We start from the raw sequence: 20,343 nt of genomic DNA on the forward strand, positions 1-20,343 counted from the left end.
ATGTTTCCATGCACCGGGCGCGTGCAACTCGCTGCAACCCTTGCCGCGCCCGTCGTCCGGAGAGTGTGATCGGCGCTACACCACGACAGCGACGTCCGAGGAGTAGCGATGACACAGACAGTCGACCGGATCGCGGAGGCGAGTACGCCGCAGGCCCGGGTCGAGGACTGGCTGGCCCGGTTCGAGGCCGCGCTGACCGCCCGCGACGTCGAGGCCGCCGCGGCGTTGTTCGCCGTCGATTCCTACTGGCGCGACTTGGTTTCGTTCACCTGGAACCTCAAGACCGTCGAGGGCCGGGACGGGGTCGCGGGCTTGCTCGGCGGCTGTCTGGAAGCGACGGACCCGAGCGGATTCCGTACCTCCGAACCGGCGACGGAAAGCGACGGCGTCACCGAGGCGTGGATCGAGTTCGAGACCGCGGCCGGACGCGCGAAAGGGCATCTGCGGCTGAAGGAAGAGGGCGCGTGGACGCTGCTCACCAGCCTGCGCGAGCTGAAAGGATTCGAGGAGTCCCAGCGGGAACGGCGGCCCAAGGGCGTCGAGCACGGCGTGGTGCGCGGCCGCCGGTCGTGGGCGGAGAAGCGGGCCGAGGAGCGGGAGACGCTCGGCTACGGCCAGCAGCCCTACGTCGTCGTGATCGGCGGCGGGCAGGGCGGGATCGCGCTCGGCGCCCGGCTGCGCCAGCTCGGCGTGCCCTCGCTGGTGGTGGAGCGCAACGACCGGCCCGGCGATTCGTGGCGCAAGCGGTACAAGAACCTCTGCCTGCACGACCCGGTCTGGTACGACCACCTGCCCTACTTGCCGTTCCCGGAGAACTGGCCGGTGTTCGCGCCGAAGGACAAGATCGCGGACTGGCTGGAGATGTACACGGGTCTGATGGAGGTGCCGTACTGGACGCGTTCGGCGGTCACCTCCGCGGTCTGGGATGACGACGCGAAGCAGTGGCACGTCACGGTGGACCGCGACGGAGAAGAAGCGGTTCTCACGCCGAAGCACGTGGTGTTCGCGACTGGCATGTCCGGCAAGCCGAATCTGCCGTCGTTCCCCGGAATGGACGAGTTCGAGGGCGACCAGCACCATTCGTCGCAGCACCCCGGCCCGGACGCGTACGCGGGCAAGAAGGCGGTCGTCGTCGGCTCGAACAACTCGGCGCACGACATCTGCGCCGCGCTGTGGGAGCACGGCGCGGACGTGACCATGGTGCAGCGCTCGTCCACGCACATCGTGAAGTCGGATTCGCTGATGGACCTCGGTCTCGGCGACCTGTATTCGGAGCGCGCGCTGGCCGCGGGCGTCACCACCGAGAAGGCCGACCTGATCTTCGCGTCGATCCCGTACCGGATCATGCCGGAGTTCCAGATCCCGGTGTACCAGGCGATCCACGAGCGCGACGCGGACTTCTACGCCCGGCTCGAGGCGGCGGGCTTCAAGCACGACTGGGGCGACGACGGTTCCGGCCTGTTCATGAAGTACCTGCGCCGCGGCTCGGGCTACTACATCGACGTCGGCGCTTCGGAGCTCGTCGCCGACGGCAGCATCAAGCTCGCGCACGGCCAGGTCGACCACCTGACCGCGAACTCGGTGGTGCTGTCGGACGGCGCCGAGCTGGAAGCCGACGTGGTCGTCTACGCGACCGGCTACGGCTCGATGAACGGCTGGGTCGCCGACCTGGTCGGGCAGGAAACCGCGGACCGGGTCGGCAAATGCTGGGGCCTCGGCTCGGAAACGACCAAGGACCCGGGCCCGTGGGAGGGCGAGCAGCGCAACATGTGGAAGCCCACCCAGCAGGAGGGATTGTGGTTCCACGGCGGGAATCTGCACCAGTCGCGGCATTACTCGCTGTATCTTGCGCTGCAGCTGAAGGCGCGGTTCGAAGGTCTTGAGACGCCGGTGTACGGACTGCAGGACGTGCATCACCTGTCTTGACGCGGTGCGGGAAACCCGGTGGCCGCCTCGAGTGCGGTCACCGGGTTTTTTCTTGCAGGCCAACCAGGACGACGCGCATTCCCTCGGCGAACTCGGTTTCCGGATCGCTCGCCGCGGCGGCCTGCGCGATTTCCAGGAGCCCGGCGAACTGGTCTTGATGCAGTTCCGCGATCCGGTCGGCGGTCTCGGCGGCGTCCGCGTCGCGCGACAGCGGACCGGCCAGTTCGGCCTGGGCGGAGCCGGTCACGAAAGCGGAAACCGTGCGGAACGCGACCAGCAGTCCGGCCCCGGATCGTCCGCTGCGGGCCAGCGCCCGCACCAGGGCTTCGGCCGGTCGGAGCGTCGTCAGGTCGAAGCTGCGGCGGGTCAGGATCAGCGGGATGGCGTGCGGATGCGCCCGCACCGCCCGCCACATTCCCTCGGCGACCGCGTGCACGTCGGCGCGCCAGTCGTCGGACGGATCCGGCCAGGTCGCCTCTGCCATCACCGCTTCCGTGACGAGCTGCTCCAGCCCGTCCCGGCCGTCGACGTAGTTGTAGATCGTCATCGGCCCGGTGCCCAGTTCGGTCGCGAGGCTGCGCATCGTCAGGCCGTCCAGGCCGGCGGCGTCGACCAGGGCGAGCGCGGCGGCCTGCAGCCGTGCTCGCGTGAACTTCCGCGGTGCGGGCATGATTCTCCTTGATTAAGTACAAGGTACGTGTTTAACTGGGTTCACGTACAACGTACTTGAAGGGAGGGTCATGCGCACCAGCTTCCGTTCCGGCCGCGACCAGTGCGCGGCCTGGCTGACGGTCCCGGACGGACCGGGACCGCATCCGGCGGTCGTGCTCGTGCACGGCGGCGGCGCGACGCACGAGATGATGCTCGGCCAGTACGAAACCTGGTTCTCCGCGGCGGGTTTCGCCGTGCTGGCGTTCGATTTCCGGCACCTCGGCGAGTCCGGCGGCGAACCCCGGCAGCTGGTCAGCCAGCGCCGGTATGCCGAGGATGTCGACGCGGCGCTGGCGTTCGCCCGCGCGCGGCCGGACATCGACGCCGGCCGGATCGCGTTGTGGGGCACGTCGTTCGGCTCCAGCCACGTGCTCGCCGCCGCGGCGCGGCATCCGTCGGTGGCCGCGGCGGTCGTGCAGTGCCCGGTGTTCAGCGGCCGGGCCGTCGTCGCACGGGCCGGGCCGCGGCATCTCGCGCGGTTCACCGTGCCGATCGTCTCCGACCTGCTGCGGTCCGCGCTGCGCTTGCCGCGCCGGTACGTTCCGCTGGTCGGCAGTCCCGGCGAGCTGGCGTTCGTGAATCAGCCCGGCGCGCTGGAAGGCTGGGAATCGGTCACGCCGGACGGCTGCCGGTTCGACAACCGGATCACCGCCGCGTCCGGGCTGGACATGGTGTTCTACCACGCCGCCGCGCAGGCCTCGCGCGTCCGATGTCCGTTGCTGATCTGTGCTTGCGACCGCGAGAACCTCATCGATCCGTCGATCGCCGCCCGCGTGGCCGACGACGCGCCGCGCGCGGTCCTGAAGCATTACGACGCGGATCACTTCACGGTTTACCATCCGCCTGTGGTCGAAAAGGTCGTCGCGGATCAGCTCGACTTCCTCGCCGTCCACCTGACCCAGTGAGGACGAGCGATGACGCGTATTCACGACCTGCTCCGCACCGCCTCCGCGGACGCCGTCGGCTGGACCGCCGGTTCGCGTGACCTCCGGTTCGCCGAGATGGACGCGTGGTCGGCCCGGATCGCCGCCGACTTCCTGCGGCGGGGCTTGCGGCGCGGCGACCGGATCGCGGTCAACGGACGCACGACGCCGGAATGGCTGGCGGTGTACTTCGCCGCCGCGAAGATCGGTGCCGTCGTGGTCGGGCTGAGTCCGCGATACCGGGAAACCGAGTTCGCGCACATCCTCACCGATTCCGGCGCACGGCTCGTGGTGACCGAGCCGTCGGCGGGCGACGTCGATTTCCTTGCCCTGCTGGAAAAACTCGACCTGCCGGGCGTTTCCGTCGTGACGTTCGCCGAACTGGGTTCAGCGGAGCCTGACGAAGCGCTGGCCGCAGCGTCGGCGGCGGTCGAAGACGACGACCCGGTGATGATCATCTACACCTCGGGCACCACCGGCCGTCCCAAAGGCGCGACGCTGACCCATCGCGGCCAGCTGGCGTCCGCCGCCGCTGAAGCCGACCACCTCCAGCTGAGCCCCGCCGATGTGCTGCCGGTGGCCGTCCCGCTGAATCACGTCAGCGGCATCACCTGCTGCATCCTGTCCGCTTTGGTCGCGGGCAGCCGGACGGTGCTGCTGCCGTCCTTCGACGCCGGTGCCGCCGCCGACCTGTTCCGGGCCGCTGACCTGACGATGTGGGTCGGCGTCCCGACAATGCACACGCTGCTGCTGAACCACGAACGTTTCGCCGGCGTCGACACGTCCGCGATTCGCGTCGTGGTCACCGGCGGCGCGAACGCGGAACCGGCTCTGCTGCAACGCCTTACGGCCGCGTTCCCGAAGGCGACCGTGATGAATCTGTACGGGCTGAGCGAGGTTTCCGGCGCGGTCGTGATGACGCCGTGGGGTGCCAGCACGGAAGCGACCGAACGCTCCATCGGCGTTCCTTTCCCGAGCGTGGAAGCAAAAATCGCCTCCCCGTCCGGAGACGCGCTGCCCGTTGGCGAAACTGGAGAGTTATTGTTCCGGACCCCGTCGATCATGGCTGGCTACCACAACCTGCCAACGGAAACCGCGGCGGCGGTCGACGCGGACGGCTGGCTGCACACCGGCGACATGGCCCGCGCGGACGAGGAGGGTTACCTGACCCTGCACGGCCGCGCCAAGGACATGTTCGTCCAAGGCGGATTCAACATCTACCCGGTCGAGGTGGAGAACGTCCTCGCCGAGCACCCCGGGGTGCTGATGGCGGCCGGAGTCGGCGTTCCCGACCCGGTGCTGGGGGAGATTGGCCGGTATTACGTTGTCCCAGCACAGGATGCGACGGTCACCGAGGCGGAGCTGAAGGAGTTCTGCGCGGGAAAGGTGGCCGACTACAAGGTCCCGCGCCAGATCGTGCTCCGGCCCGCTCTGCCGCTGACGCCGTCCGGAAAGGTGCAAAAAGCTGCTCTGCGCGCGGAAAACTAGGCGTTGGCCGCGACCGCTTCCTGGATTACTCGCGCGGCGTCGGTGAACGCGCCGGGGTTTGGTCCGGCGTAGTTGAGGCGGATGAAGCGTCCGGTGGGTTCGGCGGGGAACCATTCGTCGCCGGGGCCGATGAGGACGCCGGCGGTTTCGCAGTCGCGGACCACGTGTGTCAGATCGACCGTCGCGGGCAGCCGGGCCCAGAGGTTGAGCCCGCCCTGTGGCACGGATTCCACGTGCACCGCGGGCGCGTGGTCGCGGAGCCCGGTGAGCAGCAGATCCCGGCGGGTCTTGAGCTGATGCCGGACCCGGCGCAGATGGGTGCGCCACGCGGGCTGGGTCACGACGTCGAGCGCGACGGTCTGCAGCACCGTGCTGACGTACATCGACTCCGCCAGCGTGTCGACGAGAATCCGGTCGCGCGCCGGGCCGCGGGCAATCAGTGCGGCGACGCGGATCGCGGGGGAGACGCTCTTGGTGAGGGAGCGGAGGTAGACCACGTGGCCGTCGTCGTCGCGGCCCGCGAGCAGTTGCGGTTCCGCGGTGATGCCGAAATCGTGCGCGGAATCGTCCTCGATCAGGAACGCGCCGTGCTGGCGGACGGTGTCGAGGACACGGCTGGCCAGGTCGGGAGGCCACAGCGCGCCGGTCGGGCTGGCGAAACTGGGCTGCGCGTAAAAAGCCCGCGCGCCGGTCTGCTCGAACGTCCTGGCCAGCTCGTCGGGATCCGGTCCGTTCGGGCCGCTCGGCACCGGCACCACCGCGACTCCCGCTTTCTTCGCCGCGAGGATCGCGCCCCAGTAAGTCGGCGATTCCAGCAGCAGCGGCTGCCCCGGCCCGACCAGCGCGCGGAATGCGGTGACCAGGCCGCTCTGGCTGCCCGGGGTGATCACGACGTCCCGAGGCGTGACCGGCGCGATCCCGGCCAGCGTCGCCGCGCGGAGTTCCGCGGCGAACCAGGCCTGCAGTTCGGGAACGCCCGCGGTCGGCGGCCGTCCGACCAGCGCGGCCGTGCGGGCGGCCCGGGAGAACGCACTCCGGACGAGACGTTCCGGCAGTAGCTCGGGGTCGGGATAGCCGGAGTGAAGCGCTACTGAGTTTGTGGAGGCCGGTTGCAGTGACGCGGGCTGTTTGAGCAGCCCGTGCCCTGGGCTTCCGAGTGCGGCGGTCTGCCAGCTGTAGTCGCCGGACCCGGTGGTCGGCGCGGCACGGACGAACGTGCCGACGCCCGGCAGACTCTCCACCAGTCCTTGGGAAGACAGGCTGTGCAGTGCTTTCTGGACAGTCACCGGACTGGCCGAATACCGAGCGACCAGCTCCCGCGACGACGGCAGCTTCGCTCCGGCCGGTGCGGTGCTGATCCACTCGCGCAGTGTCGAAGCGATCCGTGAGCTGCTATCGTCGGACATGAAACTGAAGGATAGCGCTACTCTTCCGGCGGCACCGGCGCTACCCCGGGCCGGTCTCTGGTGGGGTCTGCTCGGTGTCGTGGCGTTCTCGTTCACGATGCCGTTCACCCGGCTCGCCGTGGAAAACGGCGGCCTCTCGGCGATGTTCATCGGCTCCGCCCGGGCAGTGGTCGCCGCGGTGCTCGCGACCGTCGCGCTGATCGTCACCAAACAACGTCTCCCACGCGGCACTCAATGGTTCCGCCTCGCCGTCGTCGCGGGCGGAGTAGTGATCGGCTTCCCGCTGCTGACCTCCTACGCCCTCACCACCGCCTCCGCCAGCCAAGGCGCGGTCGTCATCGCGCTACTCCCTGCCGCGACGGCCGTAGTAGCGGTCCTCCGCACGCGCGAACGCCCACCCGCGACGTTCTGGGCCCTGGCCGCCGTGGGTGCCGTCGCCGCGATCGGTTTCGCCGTCCTGCAAGGCGGTGGCCTCAGCGGAGTGCAGTGGTCGGACGCGCTCTTCTTCGGTGCCGTACTGGCCGCCGCAGTCGGCTACGCAGAAGGCGGTTTGCTCGCGCGGGAATTGGGCGCGTGGCAAACCGTTTCGTGGGCTCTCGTGGTCGCTTCGCCATTGATGGTCGGGTTGACCGTCGTGTCGATGGCGAGCCACCCTCCACATGCGACAGTGGGCGAGTGGGCCGCCTTCGCGTATTTGGCGGTGGTGAGCATGTATCTGGGCTTCTTCGCGTGGTACCGGGGACTGGGGCTGGGGCCGATGACTCAGGTCAGCCAGGTGCAGTTGGTGCAGCCGGTGCTGAATCTGTTGTGGGCAGCGGTATTCCTGGGCGAAGAGCTGACCTGGCAGACCATCCTGGGCGGCGTCGCAGTGGTGGTGTGCGCGGGGAGCGCGGTGCGGGTCCGGACTGCTCGTCCTCCGGTGCAGGCTCGGGAGACGGTGGCCGACAGCACGGGATAGCCGAGACTTTTTGCCGGCTGGATCCGCAGTTCTGGGAGAGGGCTGGCTTGTCCGTACCTCGGAAGTATTGGCGTGCTCATGTGGCGGGTGAGTCCGGCGCGCGCCAGGGATTAGGCAGTGCGCCCGACTTGCGGAGTCCGCGGATCCAGTCCTGCGCCACGTGGCGCGAAACGCGGTAATGACCGGCGACCTTTGCCACCGTTGCCAGCTTCCAGTACATCTTCCCGAGGTCGGAGGGGGGCTCTGGGATCGCGTTCGAGTTCTTCGGGGAGGCACGCCGGGGTCGCGGCGGGTGTTCTGCGAACCCCGGCAGGGGCATTGCTTCGCCGTGATCGCGGTCCTGGTCTGCTGCGGACGGTGCCGTGCTGCTGTCAGAGGCTGGTCGCGCACCACGCGACATCGCGGAGACCGCTCGCAGGAGTTCTGGGAAATCGACGTTGAGCATCTCTTCGGGCAACGTGTCTTCCCCGGTGCCCGCCCGGATAACGACCTCGGTCACCCGAGGTTCGCCGGAAGCCAGCTCGACTACCAGGGTCGCGGAGGCTCCCGCACTGCCCGACGTGGGAGCGATCCGGATGGTGTAGGAGTCAGCCATCGCTGCTCTCTCCTCGTGAGCGCGGTTTCACCGGTCCATCCGGCGAATACGTCCCATCCACCCCTGAGCGGTGTGCCTGGGGACTCCGAAGTGCGCGGCCATCGCCGTGACTGTTCCGGTCTGTTCGTAGACGGCCAAGACCTCGGCGACCTCGGGCATTTTCCGATACGCGCGGCCGCCTCCGTCGGGCGAGCCGCTCCCCGGGGGATCACTTGGCGTCTCGGGAGTCTCCGCGACTGCCTGCCGAAACTTCACGGCTGGCTTGCCCGGCTCTTCCGCGGATGGCAGGAACGCACGTACGAGCAGATCGAGATCGACAGGAGGAATACTCTGCGAGGTCAGGCCGTTTCCGGTCGACCGCACCTTCAGTTCGACGATCCGAGGTTGTGGCGTCGTCGCGTCGACGATCACGCTCGTCAGCGGCGGAGCAGCGACGCTGCCATCTCCCGTGTCGGGTGCGATGGTGATGATATAACTGCTCACTCGGATCGCATCTCCTCTCTGGCCGTGGCACCCGGGGGTAGCGACCGGGCGAAGCCTGGCCGCAGGCTACCGGAGCGCGGGCTTGTTTTGAGATCCGGTATTGCCGGGCCGTTTCCGCGACGGATTTGGCTAGTGTGGCCGCAGGGTGGGCCGCGCCTGTCGAACGCCGCGGTGGAGGTGGTGAACGGGGATGAGCGAGCCGGGGCTTGCTGCTGACGGATCGGCGCGACGCTCCGTTGCCGAACGCTTATGGATGAAGGTTTCCGACCCTGCTGCCGACCTTTCGGGTCTCGAACCTGGAGCAGACACGCGAGTTCTCTTGCCCGCGGGTCCGGATTTCGACGAATTGCGCGAGAAACTCGCGGCTGACGACGTAGCGGTCCGCCAGGTCCGCTATCTCGTCGAAGACGAAGTCGTCATCGAGGGCAACGGCAAGGTTTCGGCCACTTCGTCGGAGTGCGCGCTCATCAGGCCGGTGCAACGCGAGTTCGCGGGCGTTTCCGGCAGTTCGGCCAAGGCCGCGCGAGATGCCTTCACGATGTTGTGGGACACGCATGCCCCGGTTGACGCGGCTGCGTCCGGTTCGATGCCGGCCGACCAGGTCGTACCGGCCGAGTGGCTGCGTTATCTGCCTCATCACACGCTCAATCCGGCTCAGGCCGAGGCGATTCCCCGGATACTCGACGGCCGCGAGCACATGGTTGTCGTCGCGCCGACCGGCGCGGGGAAAACCGTCATCGGGATGGCGGCCGTGCTGCGTACCGTGCTGGGCGAGGGCCGCAAAGCTGTTTGGCTCGTGCCCCAGCGGTCGCTGACCGACGAACTCGATCGGGAATTGGAGCACTGGCGGCGCACGGGGATGCGGGTCGAACGGCTCTCCGGCGAGTACAGCACAGACATCCAGCGCCTCCGCGACGCCGACGTCTGGGTCGCCACCACGGAGAAATTCGAAGCCGTCTGCAGAACTACCTCTCTTCGCGAAGCGCTGGCCGAGGTGGGTTGTCTCGTCGTCGACGAGATCCACCTGCTCGGCGACGTCGACCGAGGCCCGGTGCTGGAAGCGCTGCTGGCCCGGATGCGCGGGTCTGACTCGCAGATGCGGATCGTGGGGCTCTCTGCCACCGTGTCCAACGCGGATGGCATCGCCGACTGGCTGGGCGCCCGCCTCGTCCGCGTCGCCTGGCGCCCGAGCAAGCTGACTTGGCAGCTCCCGGCGATCGCCGCGCACCGGGACTGGAGCCTCGTCGAGACGTCTCGAATTCGGCTGGCCAGCGCTATCACGAAGATGATCACCCGGGACAATGGCAGCGTACTGGTGTTTTGCGGCAGCAAGCGCAACGTGCGGCGCACCGCGCTCGTGATCGCCGGTTCGCGAGGCGTGGAGATCGGCGGGGTGCACCCAGACGACCTGGACCGGTTGCGCGAGGTCTGCGACCAGGCAGGCGTCGGTCTGCACTACAAGGGCTGGGAACACCGGCGCGAGGCCGAGAAAGCGTTCCGGGCGAGGGAGATCGACGTACTGGTCGCCACGACGACGGTCGCCGCCGGGGTGAACTTGCCGGCCCGCGCGGTGGTCATCCAGGACACCGAGGTCGGCATGAACCCGATCGACGTGGCCACCGTGCAGCAGATGTTCGGCCGGGCAGGCCGGATCGGCGTGGGCGAGCACGAGGGCTGGGCATTCCTGATCGTCACCGAAGAGGAACGCGCTGCCTGGCAGGCCCGGCTGGTGGATGGGCACGAAGTCGCTTCCCGGATCGAGGCGAGCCTCGCCGATCACGTTCTCGCCGAAGCGATCCAGCATCGGATTCGGTCCCTCCGCGAGGCCGAGGAATGGTGGGCGGGCACGCTGGCCCACCACCAAGGGAGCCGAAGTCCGCAGCCCTTGCGTGCCGCGGTCGAATTCCTCGTCGACGCGGAGTACTTGACCGAGACGGCTGCGGATGGGGAAGTCCGCCTCACGCCAACCGAACTCGGAAAGCTGACCGCGCGCCTGATGGTGCCGGTTGAGGTCGGCCGCGAACTTCGGCTCGCCCTTGCCGACGCCCCGTTGCCGGATTCGCCCGCCGAAGCCGAGCGGACGCTCGTCGACGTGGTGTCGGAGCTGGTGCCCAAGCTCAGGAAAGCGGCGATCACCGAGCCGCTCAAAGAAGCCGTTGACCGGCTGCTGAGGCCGGGCGGGGACAGCGGCTACCAGCCTGGCGACCTGGCCCGTGCGGCATTGCTCATGGTCGCAGGCGATCCGGGTCTGTTCCGCCGCCCTGTGCGATCCATTTCGGGGATCCCCCACACCGCGCTGTACCAGGTACTCGAGGAAGCCCCGCGCTATCTGCACTGGATCAGCACTCAGGGGCAATTGGGCACCGTGCACCCGTGGTGCGCGATCGTTGCCGGAGACCTGAGCAGACGGGTCAAATGGCGGAGGTGCGGACCTCCGCGCGGCGCCGGGCGGCTGTTGTGGATCTTCGAGCAGATGGCGACTCCGCCGAACGCCGAGGAGCTAGTGCCGGAGTTATGGCGAGCCGCCAGGGCACGAGGGCTTCGAAGCCCCGATTGGACGGCCACCGGCAGACCGCGACACTGCCGACTCGACGACGAGGACTATCAGGCGCTGCTGCGCGAACGCGCGACTGCGGTGACTATCGACCTTCACTCCAATCGAACCAATGCCACTGCTCCGGAGGGGAGTGTGCTCCTTGCCTGGGCAGGCCGGGCCTACCGGATGCGCCCAGTCACACAGGGAAAGGCTTCGATCGAGGACCATGAGGCCGATGGTTCCCAGCGGACGGCCGCAGTTTTCACTTGGCGCGGCGACCACCGGGCTACCGGCTGGCTTCGGGAGTACTCAGAACTCGCTGACCGGTAGCGTGCGCCCGGTACGCCCGCCCGAGATGATCCTGAAGCCGCGCATGGCGAAACTGGTACACCGCCCCAGCCTGCCGCAACACCCCGCGCCGGTACGCGTCGTCGAGAAACGTCGTCACCGCCCAAGGCAGCCGACCGGTCAGCGGCAGCCAGATCCGCGCCAGCAGCACCCACTGTCCCCAAGCCGTGAACGCCAGCACATAAGAAAGCCCGCCACCCAGACCGCCCACAGCACCGATGAGCAGGCCCGACGACAGCGGCCAGCGAAGAGGACCCAGCGGACCTTGCAGAAGCTCAACCAGCAGCCACCCGCCGAAAGCGATGGCGAGGGCGACTGTCGGCACCAGAATCAGCAACTGCCGCACCGCGGTAGTGCGGTTTGTGGCCAGCAGGCCGAGCGGGGTGGCGGCCGAGCCGACGTCCAGCGGGATCTCCAGGGCGGCCATCAGTCCGAACACGAGACCGGCGGCGAGCCCGAAGACGAGTCCGTAGACGAGCGTGGGGACCAGCATTTTCTCGACCAGGGACTTGCCGTCCGGCGGGAATCCGAAGAGCAGGCCGTGCAAAGCGGTGTTCACCGGGCCGTATCCGAGTCCGATCACGAAGCCGCCCAGCAGGGCGGTGCCGAGCCGGGCGGCGTACGCGCGGACGAACTGCCGTCCGGAGCGATGTCTTCCCCGCAGCCGGATCTGGAAGCGGGAGGGTTCGAACGTCTTCCGGCCGTACACGATCATCAGGCCGTAGACCAGTCCGAAGGCCAGCCCGACCATCGGCCCGATCAGGAGCCCGTCCATCAGGCCCGCGCGGAAGGTGAACGCGGTCCCACGGCCGATCAGGTCAAGCGGGACGAAGACAAGCCAGTTCAGCACGGCGATCGCCAGCGTCGAAGCCGCGACGACGGCGAGGATCCGCGACGACCGGCGCAGCGAAGTGCCCAGCTGCCACCAGGCCAGGTCGTGGTCGTCGAGCTGGCCCACGTGCTGGGCGAGATAGCCCAGCCACCGCTGGGCGCGTCCGGGATCCCAGCTCCGGAGCGGGCGCGTCAGATGCGGGGGCCGGTGTTGGTACACAGTGGGCACGAAGCTGGCTAGCAGGTGGTCTTCGACGGCGTCCGAGGTCGGAAACCGGGTGGTGTCCAGCAAAACCGCCGGGTCCCGGCCGGGGACGTCGCTGTAGACGGTCCGCGCGAGGCCCACCATCAGCGGTGTTCTCAGCGCCGTCGCCAGGTGACCGTCGGGACGGTCGCGCACCTCGGCGAGCACCGGGCCCCACAGGTTTCCGTCGCGGGAGGTTGTGCGGGGCAGGTAATTCGCGACATCCGCCGGGGTCAGGTCGAGCAGTTCCACGCCCGCGGCCGAAGTCGGCACGTCGGTCGCGGCGACCGCTGTCGCGTATTCGCCGGGACGGCTGGTCAGCAGGAACGGCAATGACGTGGCGCTGAGTGCGGCCAGCGCGGCGGCGTGCAAGCCGCCGGAGATCTCGTCGAACCCGTCCAGAACCGGGAGGACGCACCCGGTTTCAACCAGTTCGGCGGCGAGGGAAGCGGTCAGTCCGGGATAGTCGGGGTAGTCCTGCGGCAGCCGTTCGATCAGCCAGTCCCGCAGCGTGCTGGCCGTCGGATCCCACGCGCTGACGGCGAAGATCGTCGGCACCGGTTCGCCGGCGGAGCGCGTCCGGAGACGGCTCAGCACGAACCGCAGCGTCAGGATCGTCTTCCCGGAACCGGCTCGTCCCAGGACCACCAGCCGTCCGGACGGGATCCGCCGGTAGACGTCCGCGACGTCGTCCAGTTCGCCGTCCAGCTTCAGCGGTTCCGTCGCACCGCCGGGCGGGACGCCGCGGATGTTGTCCCAGCGATCGGTCAGCCGTTCGGACGCCAGCTGCCATCGGACCGGCAGCGGGAAGGGATCGTGGACCCGGCGTTGCTCTTCTTCGCGCTGCCAGCGAGAAGCGACCACCTGCGCGAATTGGTCCGCGGCGTCGGCAAGCGCGCTCCGGATTCGCGGCGGCTCAATCTCCTCGGGCGCGGGGGAGACGCCGAACTCGGCCAGCAGCGCGCGGCGTTCGGCTGTCGTGCTTCCCAGCGCGTCGGCCAACAGCTTGACCGTACCCATCCGCGGATCGATGGGTTTGCCGTTCTCCAGCCGCCGGATCGTGCTGACGCTGACCTCGGAGCGTTCCGCCAATTGCTCTTGCGTCAACCCGGCCTGCCGCCGCATCTCCCGCAGCAGATCGCCGGCCCGGCTCGTCACCGCGGAGACCCCTCACTGTGCGCCCGCTTTCCCGCAAAGGACCTTACCGCGCGGGCCGGTCATCTTTGACCGGCTTGTGCTCTGGCGCCCCGACCTGCGCGAACGCGACCATGATCGGCACCGGCTCCCCGCCCGGTCGCGTCGTCGGAAGAGAGAAGGAACCCGGGTATGGCCGCCGACTACCGGTACTGGTGCGGCGAATGCGGCTACCGGACGCCTTGGCTCACGCGGGCCGGCAGCGCCGAGCAGCGGACGCGGCACTACGCCGAGTGCCATCCCGGGGTTCCGCCAAGGGGGCAGGCGGAGCGCCGCCGGTCGGCCAGCGGCGGGGTCGGGTGCCTCGTGCTGGTGGGCGTGCTGCTGCTGATCGTCGTGGCGGTGGCCGTCTGCCGGTACCAGTTCAGATAACTCCGGAACCCTTCGAGCGAAGGAGAGATTTTGTGCGCACACTGAGACGGACGGCTTCGGTACTGGCTAGTGCCGCCGTCGCCGTGGCGCTGGCCGCACCGGCGTCCGCGGCCGACGCCCACGCCGACACCCAGGCTGTCCTCAACGGCTACCAGTCCCACGCCGGACCGGGCGCGGCCGTCTACGCGGGCAACGCGGCCGGGTCGTGGCACCTGTCCGCCGGCAGCGCGACGATCACCGGACCGGCGCGTCCGCTGCAGCCGGACGAGCACTTCCGCATCGCCAGCCAGACCAAGACCTTCACCGCGTCGGTCGTCCTGCAACTGGTCGACGAGGGCAAGGTCGTGCTCGACGCGCCGATCGAGCGGTACCTGCCCGGCCTCGTCGACGGCAACGGCTACGACGGCAACCGGATCACCGTCCGCCAGCTCCTCCAGCACACCGCCGGAATCCCCGCCCCGGACGTGGTGGCCTGGGCGCGGAAAGCCGCCGGGTTCGTCAAACCGGACGGCAGCATCGGTCTTCGCGACCTGGTCCAGGTCGGGCTGCGCAACTTCCCGCCCGCGTCCGCGCCGGGCACGAGCGTGTTGTACTCGAACCTGGGCTACCTGATCAACGGCCTGCTGATCGAGCAGGTCACCGGGATGTCCGTCGGCGACGCGATCACCACCCGGATCATCGACCGGCTCGGCCTGACCCAGACCAGTTTCCCGCCCGCGGGCGACCGTTCCCTGCCCGCGCCGTACCTCCCCGGGTACCGCGGCGTCCGGGCGGGCCCGTTCTTCTTCTGGACCGAGACGACGTCGGCTCCGGTCATCTCCGAACCGTCGATCGAAAGCTCGGCCGGCGCGGTCGTCTCGACGCTGTCGGACCTGTCGGCGTTCTACCGCGCGCTGCTCGACGGCAAGCTCGTCTCCCCGGCCGCGCTGGCCGAGATGCGCCGGACGATCCAGGTCCCGGTGCACGATCCGAACTACGTCGGGCTGGGCCTCGGCCTGCAGGCGATCACGCTGTCCTGCGGCGGGGAGGCGTGGTTCCACAACGGCCTCGCGGCGTCCGGCTACAGCTCGTTGACCGCGGTGACCGACGACGGCCGGTACGCCTCGATGATGACCAACGCGTGGGAGCTGACGAGCCTCCGGCCCTCGCCGGTCGACGTGATCGACTCCGCTCTCTGCGGCAGCAGGCAGTGAACCCTACGAATCAAGGAGCGTGTGTGCGCACCCGAAGTTTCCTGGCCGCGATCGCGGTCGTCGTCCTGGCGGTCACCGGCGCGGCCAGCGCCTCGGCCGGGACGGCGAAACGGGTCTTCAACTCGATGCAGATCCTGTTCGACCTGAACAGTCCCGACCATTTCTGCACGATCGGGGCGGTCGGCACCGACAGGTACGACCGGAGGATCGCCGTCTCGGCGGGGCACTGCCTGCAGGATCCGCCCGGGCAGAAGTACTCCGACCGGGACATCCCGGAGAACATCCAGCCGGTCTACGACCGCGCCGACACCGGGTTCGGCCCGATCGGCTATGTGCGGTACTTCAAGAGCCGGGAAGGCTCGATGACCGGCCACCCGACCAAGGACTACCTGATCATCGAGCTGGTGCCGTCGGTGACGCTCTCCTCGCAGGGGCCGTACCTGAAGCAGACCGGCGAAATGGAAGTCCCCGACGGGCAGCCGAGCCCCAACGCGCTCACCCCGTCGCTGGCCGACGAACGCCTCCTCGGCGCCGCGCTGAACAACAACAACGAACTCGTGGTGTCCGGCCAGCTCGGCGTCTGGTACGGCCGGATCACCAGCAATGCCAACGGTGTCTACCAGTCCTGGGCCAAGCACCAGGGCGGCGACTCCGGCGGCCCGGCGGTCTGGCACGTGCCCGGCACCGAATATCCCGGGCAGGGCAACAACTTCCAGGCGGCCGGACCGTGGGCGGGCATCACCAAGGCCGTCATCCTGGGCGTCCCGCAGTACGCCTACACCAGTTCGGCGAACATCCTCGCCGACCTGCGCGCCCGCGACGCCGCGCACCCCGGCACCTACGGCGCCGGCTTCCACGTGACCCAGAACCCGTGACTCCCGCTACCGAGAAAGTGACCATGAGACCGTTGTTTACGCGTACGCGCGCCCTGGTGTCCGCTGTCGCGGCAGTGCTGGCCTTCAGCAGCCCCGCCCACGCCGACACCCCTGCAGTGCCAACCTTGACCGACGGCTACGGCCTCACCCAAGTCGGTACCCCGCAAGGAACCGCGACCAACTTCGTCCTCACCGTGACGACTCCGGCGGTCGCGGGTCAGCACCACATCCGCGTCATCGTCCCGAGCAGCTATTACACCGACACCGCCAAGCGCTACCCGGTGTTCTACTTCCTGCACGGCGTCGGCGACGATCCGAGCAACCCGTATCTGGCGTATCCCGCGATGCTGGCGAGCCACAAGATGATCACCGTGATCCCGGACGGCGGGCTCCGCGGCTGGTACACCGACTGGGTCCGCCAGGACACCGCGGCCGGGGCGCAGAACTGGGAAACCTTCCACCTCAACCAGGTAATCCCGTTCATCGACGCCAACTTCCGCACCGTCGCCGCGAAGCCGGGCCGGGCCATCGGCGGGCTGTCCATGGGCGGTTTCGGCGCGCTGCATTACGCCGAGGATCGGCCTGAGTTGTTCAGCCAGGCTGTTTCGCTGTCCGGCGCGATCGACTTCAACCTGTACTGGGTCCGTACCGCGATCCGCGGCACGTTGTCCAACGTCGGTTTCGCCATGTCGGGCACGTCCGGCTCCGGCGAGACCACCGGCGGCAGCGGGTTCGGCCCGGCTGTGCCGACCGACTCCGCGTTCGGGCCGCTCAACGAGGCGGGCGACATGTCCGCCGCGCTGGCCCACGGTCCGGTCGTGAACGCCGGGAAACTCGCCACGGTCGGCGTTTCGCTCTACACCGGCTCCGGCAACGGCAATCCGATCAACGTCCTGCTCGACGAACCGGCGTTCGCCGAGTCGGTCACCGAGGCCGCCCAGCAGAACCTGAAGGCGGCGCTCGACAAGACCGGACACCCCTACTACGCCGTGGATTACGGCAACGGCAAGACCTGGGGACCGAACTGCCAGGGCAAGCACACGGCCGGGTGCTGGGGCCAGGACCTGGTGGACTACCTGCCGCGGCTGGAGCAGGCATTCGCCGCCGCTGGGGTCGCCTAAAGTACGTGAGGGGAACCCTGAGGGAATCAGATTCCCTCAGGGTTCCCCTCACGTACCTCGGCCGGGAGCGGTGCTAGAGGCTCAGTCGGGCGGCGTCGTCTGAGCTGACTGAGACGGCAAGCTCTGCCGGTCGCAGCTCGACTGTTTCCGGTGCGCCGTCGAGGAGTTCGAGCAGTCGCGGCAGATACTTCGTCAGCACGCCGGTGTTGTGCGCTTCGAGGGCAGCGCGCGAGGGATACTTCTCGACCACCGTCACCCGCGACGGATCCTGCTCGACGTAAAAGGCATACCGCAGCGTCTCAGGCTCATCGCGCAGCACTTCGGGAACCAGTTCGGAAAACAGTGCGAGCATTTCGGCACTGCGGTCCGCCTTGGCCTTGAGGCGGGCAATAACAACGATCTCAGACAAAGGAAGCTCCTGGTTGCTTATGCGCCGAGCACCGGAAGGCGCAGCGCGGATGGATGACTTTCGTTGTGGTGCAGGGTGTGCCGCGCGACGACCGCCTCGTCGAGAGTGCCGAACTCCGGCACCGTGCGAGTGTGCAGATTGCGGCTGAACCGCGGAAAACTGAACCCGGCGATCTGCACCCGAATGCGATGTCCGCGGCCGAATCGATGCGCGACGTCGTGCAGAGCAACTGTCACGCGGCTGGGTTCTTCCGCGTCAAGCCAATCGGTGTCGCCGCCGTCGCGATACCGGGCCCGCTGCGCACCCTCGGCGACGTTGAGCGCGAAACCATCCGGCTCGACGTCCACCAGCGTGACGCAGATGTCGCCGTCCGGTGCGGTGCTGGTGACGTACGCGATCAGCTCGGCTTGCCCGGCGATCGTCACGTCCTCGGCCAGCGGGGCGCTCGTGTAGCGGAGCACGTCCTCGCGCCCGTCGACCGCACGCTGATCCTGAATTCCGCCCGGAGCTGCGGCCGGATCGCCCTCGAACGCGATTACCCCGCCGTGGGTGGGAAACGGGTCCCGCGGATCGGCGATGAACGTGTCCGCGCCGTGGCCTCCCTCGCGGTTCAGCAGGCCGTCTGAGGAAAGCGTCCATTCCCCGACCGTCGACGCGGGCGGCCACGCGGGTGCTTTTGCCCACGTATTCGATCCGCCGACGAAATAGCTGACTCGATCGGACAGATACCGCTCAGCCGCAGGGTAATCCGAGCCGTCGCCGCCGCGCAGGTGCCGGTCGAAGAACGCGGCGAGCACCGGACTCCACGTCGGCACCCCGGCCGCCGCGTTCGGCAACACCCGAGCGCCGACGTCGCCGAGCGCGCTGTAGGTGCCCGCGTGAGTCCACGGTCCAGCGATCAGACCGGCTTTTTCGTTGCCCGCCAGCCGGGTCGCGAGCCGGAACTGCGTCGGGCTCGTGAAGTCCCGGTACCCGCTGATCTGCAGAAACGGAATGTCCACCCGCTCGGGCTCGGTGAGCAACGTGGGCCGGTCCCAGAACGGATCGTGCGGCGACCGCAGCCAATCCGCCCACGACGGCGCGACCCGGCTGTCGTCGAGCGGAGCGATGCTGGTCAACGGCAACTGGCCCACCACCGCACGACGGTCGGCGAAAGCCTCCTTCAGTTGTTCGCGCACCTGCTCGCGCTCGGCCGCGCTCAACGAGGCGTGGTCCAGACCTTCCTCCGTCATTCCCAGGGCGTACATCGTCAGGAATCCCAGCTCGAACAGCCCGCCCGGCCGCGCGGTGTGCCGCATGTCAGCGGTCCCGATCATCCCGACCGCCGCCTTGAGCCGCGGATTCCGCGCGGCGACGGCCTGCAGCACGGTCATGCCCATGTAGGACGAGCCGTAAATGCCGACGTTGCCGTCGCTCCAGGGTTGTTCGGCGGCCCAATCGATCGCGTCGGAGGAATCGTCGTACTCCTGCGTGATGAAGTCGAATTCGCCGCCGGACCCGAACCGCCCGCGACTGTCCTGCACCAGCACGGCGAAGCCTTGCCGGGCTAGCCACACCGGATCGGCGACGAGCCCCGACACCCGGAAAACGCCCGTGCGGTCGTAAGGCGTCCGGTGCAGCAACACGGGCCAGCGACCGTCCGCGGCCGGGCGGTACAGGTCGCCGACCAGGGCGACGCCGTCCCTGGTCTTCATCTGGACACCAGCGTCGATGCGCGGTGGATACACGGTTACTCCCATCAGGAGAGGAGCCAGCTCGGTGCCGCCGACCGTAACACTAACCGTTGCAAAACACTAACCGTTGTTGTTAAGTTGGCGGCATGAAAGCAGTGCGCTTCGCCGCATACGGCGGCCCCGACGTCCTTGACCTGGCAGAAGTGCCCGAACCCCACGCCGGCCCCGGCCAGATCCGCGTCGCCGTGCGAGCGGCGGGCGTGAACCCGCACGATTGGCGCACGCGAGAGGGCCAATTCCGGCGGATCCGCCCGATCGACCTGCCCTCCGGCGTCGGCCAAGACGCCTCCGGCGTGGTCGACGAGGTCGGCGAAGGCGTCACCGACATCGCGGTCGGGGACTTGGTGCTGGGCCGGGGCTCGAACACCTACGCCGAGTTCGCCGTCCTGTCGTCCTGGGCGCGCCTGCCCTCGGGCTTGACCTTCGCCGAAGCGGCCGGGTACCCATCGGTGGTCGAGACCGCGCTCCGCGTCCTCCGGCTCGTCGGTGTCCAAACTGGACAGACGCTGCTGGTGAGCGGCGCCGCGGGCGGAGTCGGCTCAGCGGTATTGCAGATCGCGCGCGACCGGGGAATCAAGGTCATCGGCACGGCCAGCGCCGCGAACCAGGACTATGTGCGCAGCCTTGGCGCCATCGCGACTACCTACGGCGAGGGCTGGGTCGACCGGGTCCGCCGGCTCGGCCAGATCGACGCCGCCCTGGATCTCAACGGCACCGGGGTGATCCGCGGCCTGCTCGACCTGACCGGGGATCCTTCGCGAGTGATCACCATCGCCGACCTGGAGGCCCCGATGCTGGGGATCCGGTTCGCGGGTGTCGGCGGGAACATGATGGACGCGCTGGCCGAGACGGTAGACCTGATCTCGCAAGGAAAACTCCATATCCCGGTCGAGAGGTCCTACCCGCTGGCCGAGGCTTCGGCGGCGCACGCGGACAGCCAGGCCGGACATACTCGCGGGCGCCGGGTCCTTCTGGTCTGACCAAAGGGGCGCCGCCG

At 68.7% G+C, this 20,343-nt stretch carries 16 protein-coding genes; 10 read left to right on the forward strand and 6 right to left on the reverse strand.

Translation table 11 applies throughout. The features are described 5' to 3' along the window. Positions 1-108: 108 nt before the first annotated feature. Positions 109-1,926, forward strand: coding sequence for an NAD(P)/FAD-dependent oxidoreductase (locus tag ABZX37_RS36980; protein ID WP_354747619.1), 1,818 nt, complete (start codon positions 109-111; stop codon positions 1,924-1,926). 37 nt (positions 1,927-1,963) lie between these two features. Here the strand turns inward: ABZX37_RS36980 and ABZX37_RS36985 are convergent, their stop codons facing one another. Then, on the reverse strand, positions 1,964-2,596 hold the full coding sequence (locus tag ABZX37_RS36985; protein ID WP_354747621.1) for a TetR/AcrR family transcriptional regulator C-terminal domain-containing protein: 633 nt from the start codon (positions 2,594-2,596) through the stop codon (positions 1,964-1,966). 70 nt (positions 2,597-2,666) lie between these two features. Here ABZX37_RS36985 and ABZX37_RS36990 point away from each other — a divergent pair, with 70 nt between their 5' ends. Together ABZX37_RS36990 and ABZX37_RS36995 are read left to right on the forward strand one after the other, a co-directional pair. Next, positions 2,667-3,542: an alpha/beta fold hydrolase gene (locus tag ABZX37_RS36990; RefSeq protein ID WP_354747623.1), complete on the forward strand. Its 876-nt coding sequence runs from the start codon at positions 2,667-2,669 to the stop codon at positions 3,540-3,542. A gap of 9 nt (positions 3,543-3,551) precedes the next feature. Next, the gene (locus ABZX37_RS36995; protein ID WP_354747625.1) at positions 3,552-5,048 is read left to right on the forward strand and encodes an AMP-binding protein; all 1,497 of its coding nucleotides are present in this window, start codon (positions 3,552-3,554) and stop codon (positions 5,046-5,048) included. Here ABZX37_RS36995 and ABZX37_RS37000 read toward each other — a convergent pair. Next, complete coding sequence (locus ABZX37_RS37000) at positions 5,045-6,454, reverse strand: PLP-dependent aminotransferase family protein (protein WP_354747627.1); 1,410 nt, start codon at positions 6,452-6,454, stop codon at positions 5,045-5,047. The genes ABZX37_RS36995 and ABZX37_RS37000 overlap by 4 nt on opposite strands. Between ABZX37_RS37000 and ABZX37_RS37005 the strand changes: the two genes are divergently transcribed. Further along, positions 6,453-7,412 carry a DMT family transporter gene (locus tag ABZX37_RS37005; RefSeq protein WP_354747629.1) on the forward strand — a complete coding sequence of 320 codons (960 nt, stop codon included), beginning with the start codon at positions 6,453-6,455 and terminating at the stop codon, positions 7,410-7,412. The two genes, ABZX37_RS37000 and ABZX37_RS37005, sit on opposite strands and share 2 nt — an antisense overlap. Positions 7,413-8,034: 622 nt before the next feature. Here ABZX37_RS37005 and ABZX37_RS37010 read toward each other — a convergent pair. Continuing rightward, the gene (locus tag ABZX37_RS37010; RefSeq protein ID WP_354747631.1) at positions 8,035-8,418 is read right to left on the reverse strand and encodes a hypothetical protein; all 384 of its coding nucleotides are present in this window, start codon (positions 8,416-8,418) and stop codon (positions 8,035-8,037) included. Between the two features lie 391 nt (positions 8,419-8,809). On the opposite strand from ABZX37_RS37010, the gene ABZX37_RS37015 reads away from it, so the two are divergent. Further along, positions 8,810-11,356, forward strand: a complete 2,547-nt coding sequence (locus ABZX37_RS37015) for a DEAD/DEAH box helicase (RefSeq protein WP_354747633.1) — start codon at positions 8,810-8,812, stop codon at positions 11,354-11,356. Here ABZX37_RS37015 and ABZX37_RS37020 read toward each other — a convergent pair. Continuing rightward, positions 11,313-13,607 (reverse strand): helix-turn-helix domain-containing protein, encoded by a 2,295-nt coding sequence (locus ABZX37_RS37020; protein WP_354747635.1) that lies wholly within the window; start codon positions 13,605-13,607, stop codon positions 11,313-11,315. The genes ABZX37_RS37015 and ABZX37_RS37020 overlap by 44 nt on opposite strands. A 168-nt stretch (positions 13,608-13,775) precedes the next feature. Between ABZX37_RS37020 and ABZX37_RS37025 the strand changes: the two genes are divergently transcribed. Genes ABZX37_RS37025 through ABZX37_RS37040 form a run of 4 tightly spaced genes read left to right on the forward strand, consistent with a single transcriptional unit; the run spans position 13,776 to position 17,204 of the window. Continuing rightward, the gene (locus ABZX37_RS37025; protein ID WP_344283063.1) at positions 13,776-14,015 is read left to right on the forward strand and encodes a hypothetical protein; all 240 of its coding nucleotides are present in this window, start codon (positions 13,776-13,778) and stop codon (positions 14,013-14,015) included. Positions 14,016-14,047: 32 nt separating this feature from the next. Continuing rightward, the gene (locus ABZX37_RS37030; protein ID WP_354747637.1) at positions 14,048-15,208 is read left to right on the forward strand and encodes a serine hydrolase domain-containing protein; all 1,161 of its coding nucleotides are present in this window, start codon (positions 14,048-14,050) and stop codon (positions 15,206-15,208) included. 23 nt (positions 15,209-15,231) lie between these two features. Further along, positions 15,232-16,083, forward strand: a complete 852-nt coding sequence (locus ABZX37_RS37035) for a hypothetical protein (protein WP_354747639.1) — start codon at positions 15,232-15,234, stop codon at positions 16,081-16,083. A gap of 23 nt (positions 16,084-16,106) precedes the next feature. Further along, on the forward strand, positions 16,107-17,204 hold the full coding sequence (locus tag ABZX37_RS37040; RefSeq protein WP_354747641.1) for an alpha/beta hydrolase-fold protein: 1,098 nt from the start codon (positions 16,107-16,109) through the stop codon (positions 17,202-17,204). A 73-nt stretch (positions 17,205-17,277) separates the two neighbouring features. Here ABZX37_RS37040 and ABZX37_RS37045 read toward each other — a convergent pair whose 3' ends face one another. Together ABZX37_RS37045 and ABZX37_RS37050 are read right to left on the reverse strand one after the other, a co-directional pair. Further along, on the reverse strand, positions 17,278-17,613 hold the full coding sequence (locus ABZX37_RS37045) for an antibiotic biosynthesis monooxygenase (RefSeq protein WP_354747643.1): 336 nt from the start codon (positions 17,611-17,613) through the stop codon (positions 17,278-17,280). 17 nt (positions 17,614-17,630) lie between these two features. Beyond that, entirely contained in the window at positions 17,631-19,307 is a 1,677-nt protein-coding gene (locus ABZX37_RS37050) for a CocE/NonD family hydrolase (RefSeq protein WP_354747645.1), read from the reverse strand. Positions 19,308-19,432: 125 nt separating this feature from the next. Between ABZX37_RS37050 and ABZX37_RS37055 the strand changes: the two genes are divergently transcribed. Continuing rightward, on the forward strand, positions 19,433-20,326 hold the full coding sequence (locus ABZX37_RS37055; protein ID WP_354747647.1) for an NADP-dependent oxidoreductase: 894 nt from the start codon (positions 19,433-19,435) through the stop codon (positions 20,324-20,326). Positions 20,327-20,343 lie beyond the last annotated feature (17 nt).

This window comes from Amycolatopsis sp. NPDC004079, assembly GCF_040610415.1.
In the GTDB taxonomy this organism is placed as follows: domain Bacteria; phylum Actinomycetota; class Actinomycetes; order Mycobacteriales; family Pseudonocardiaceae; genus Amycolatopsis; species Amycolatopsis halotolerans.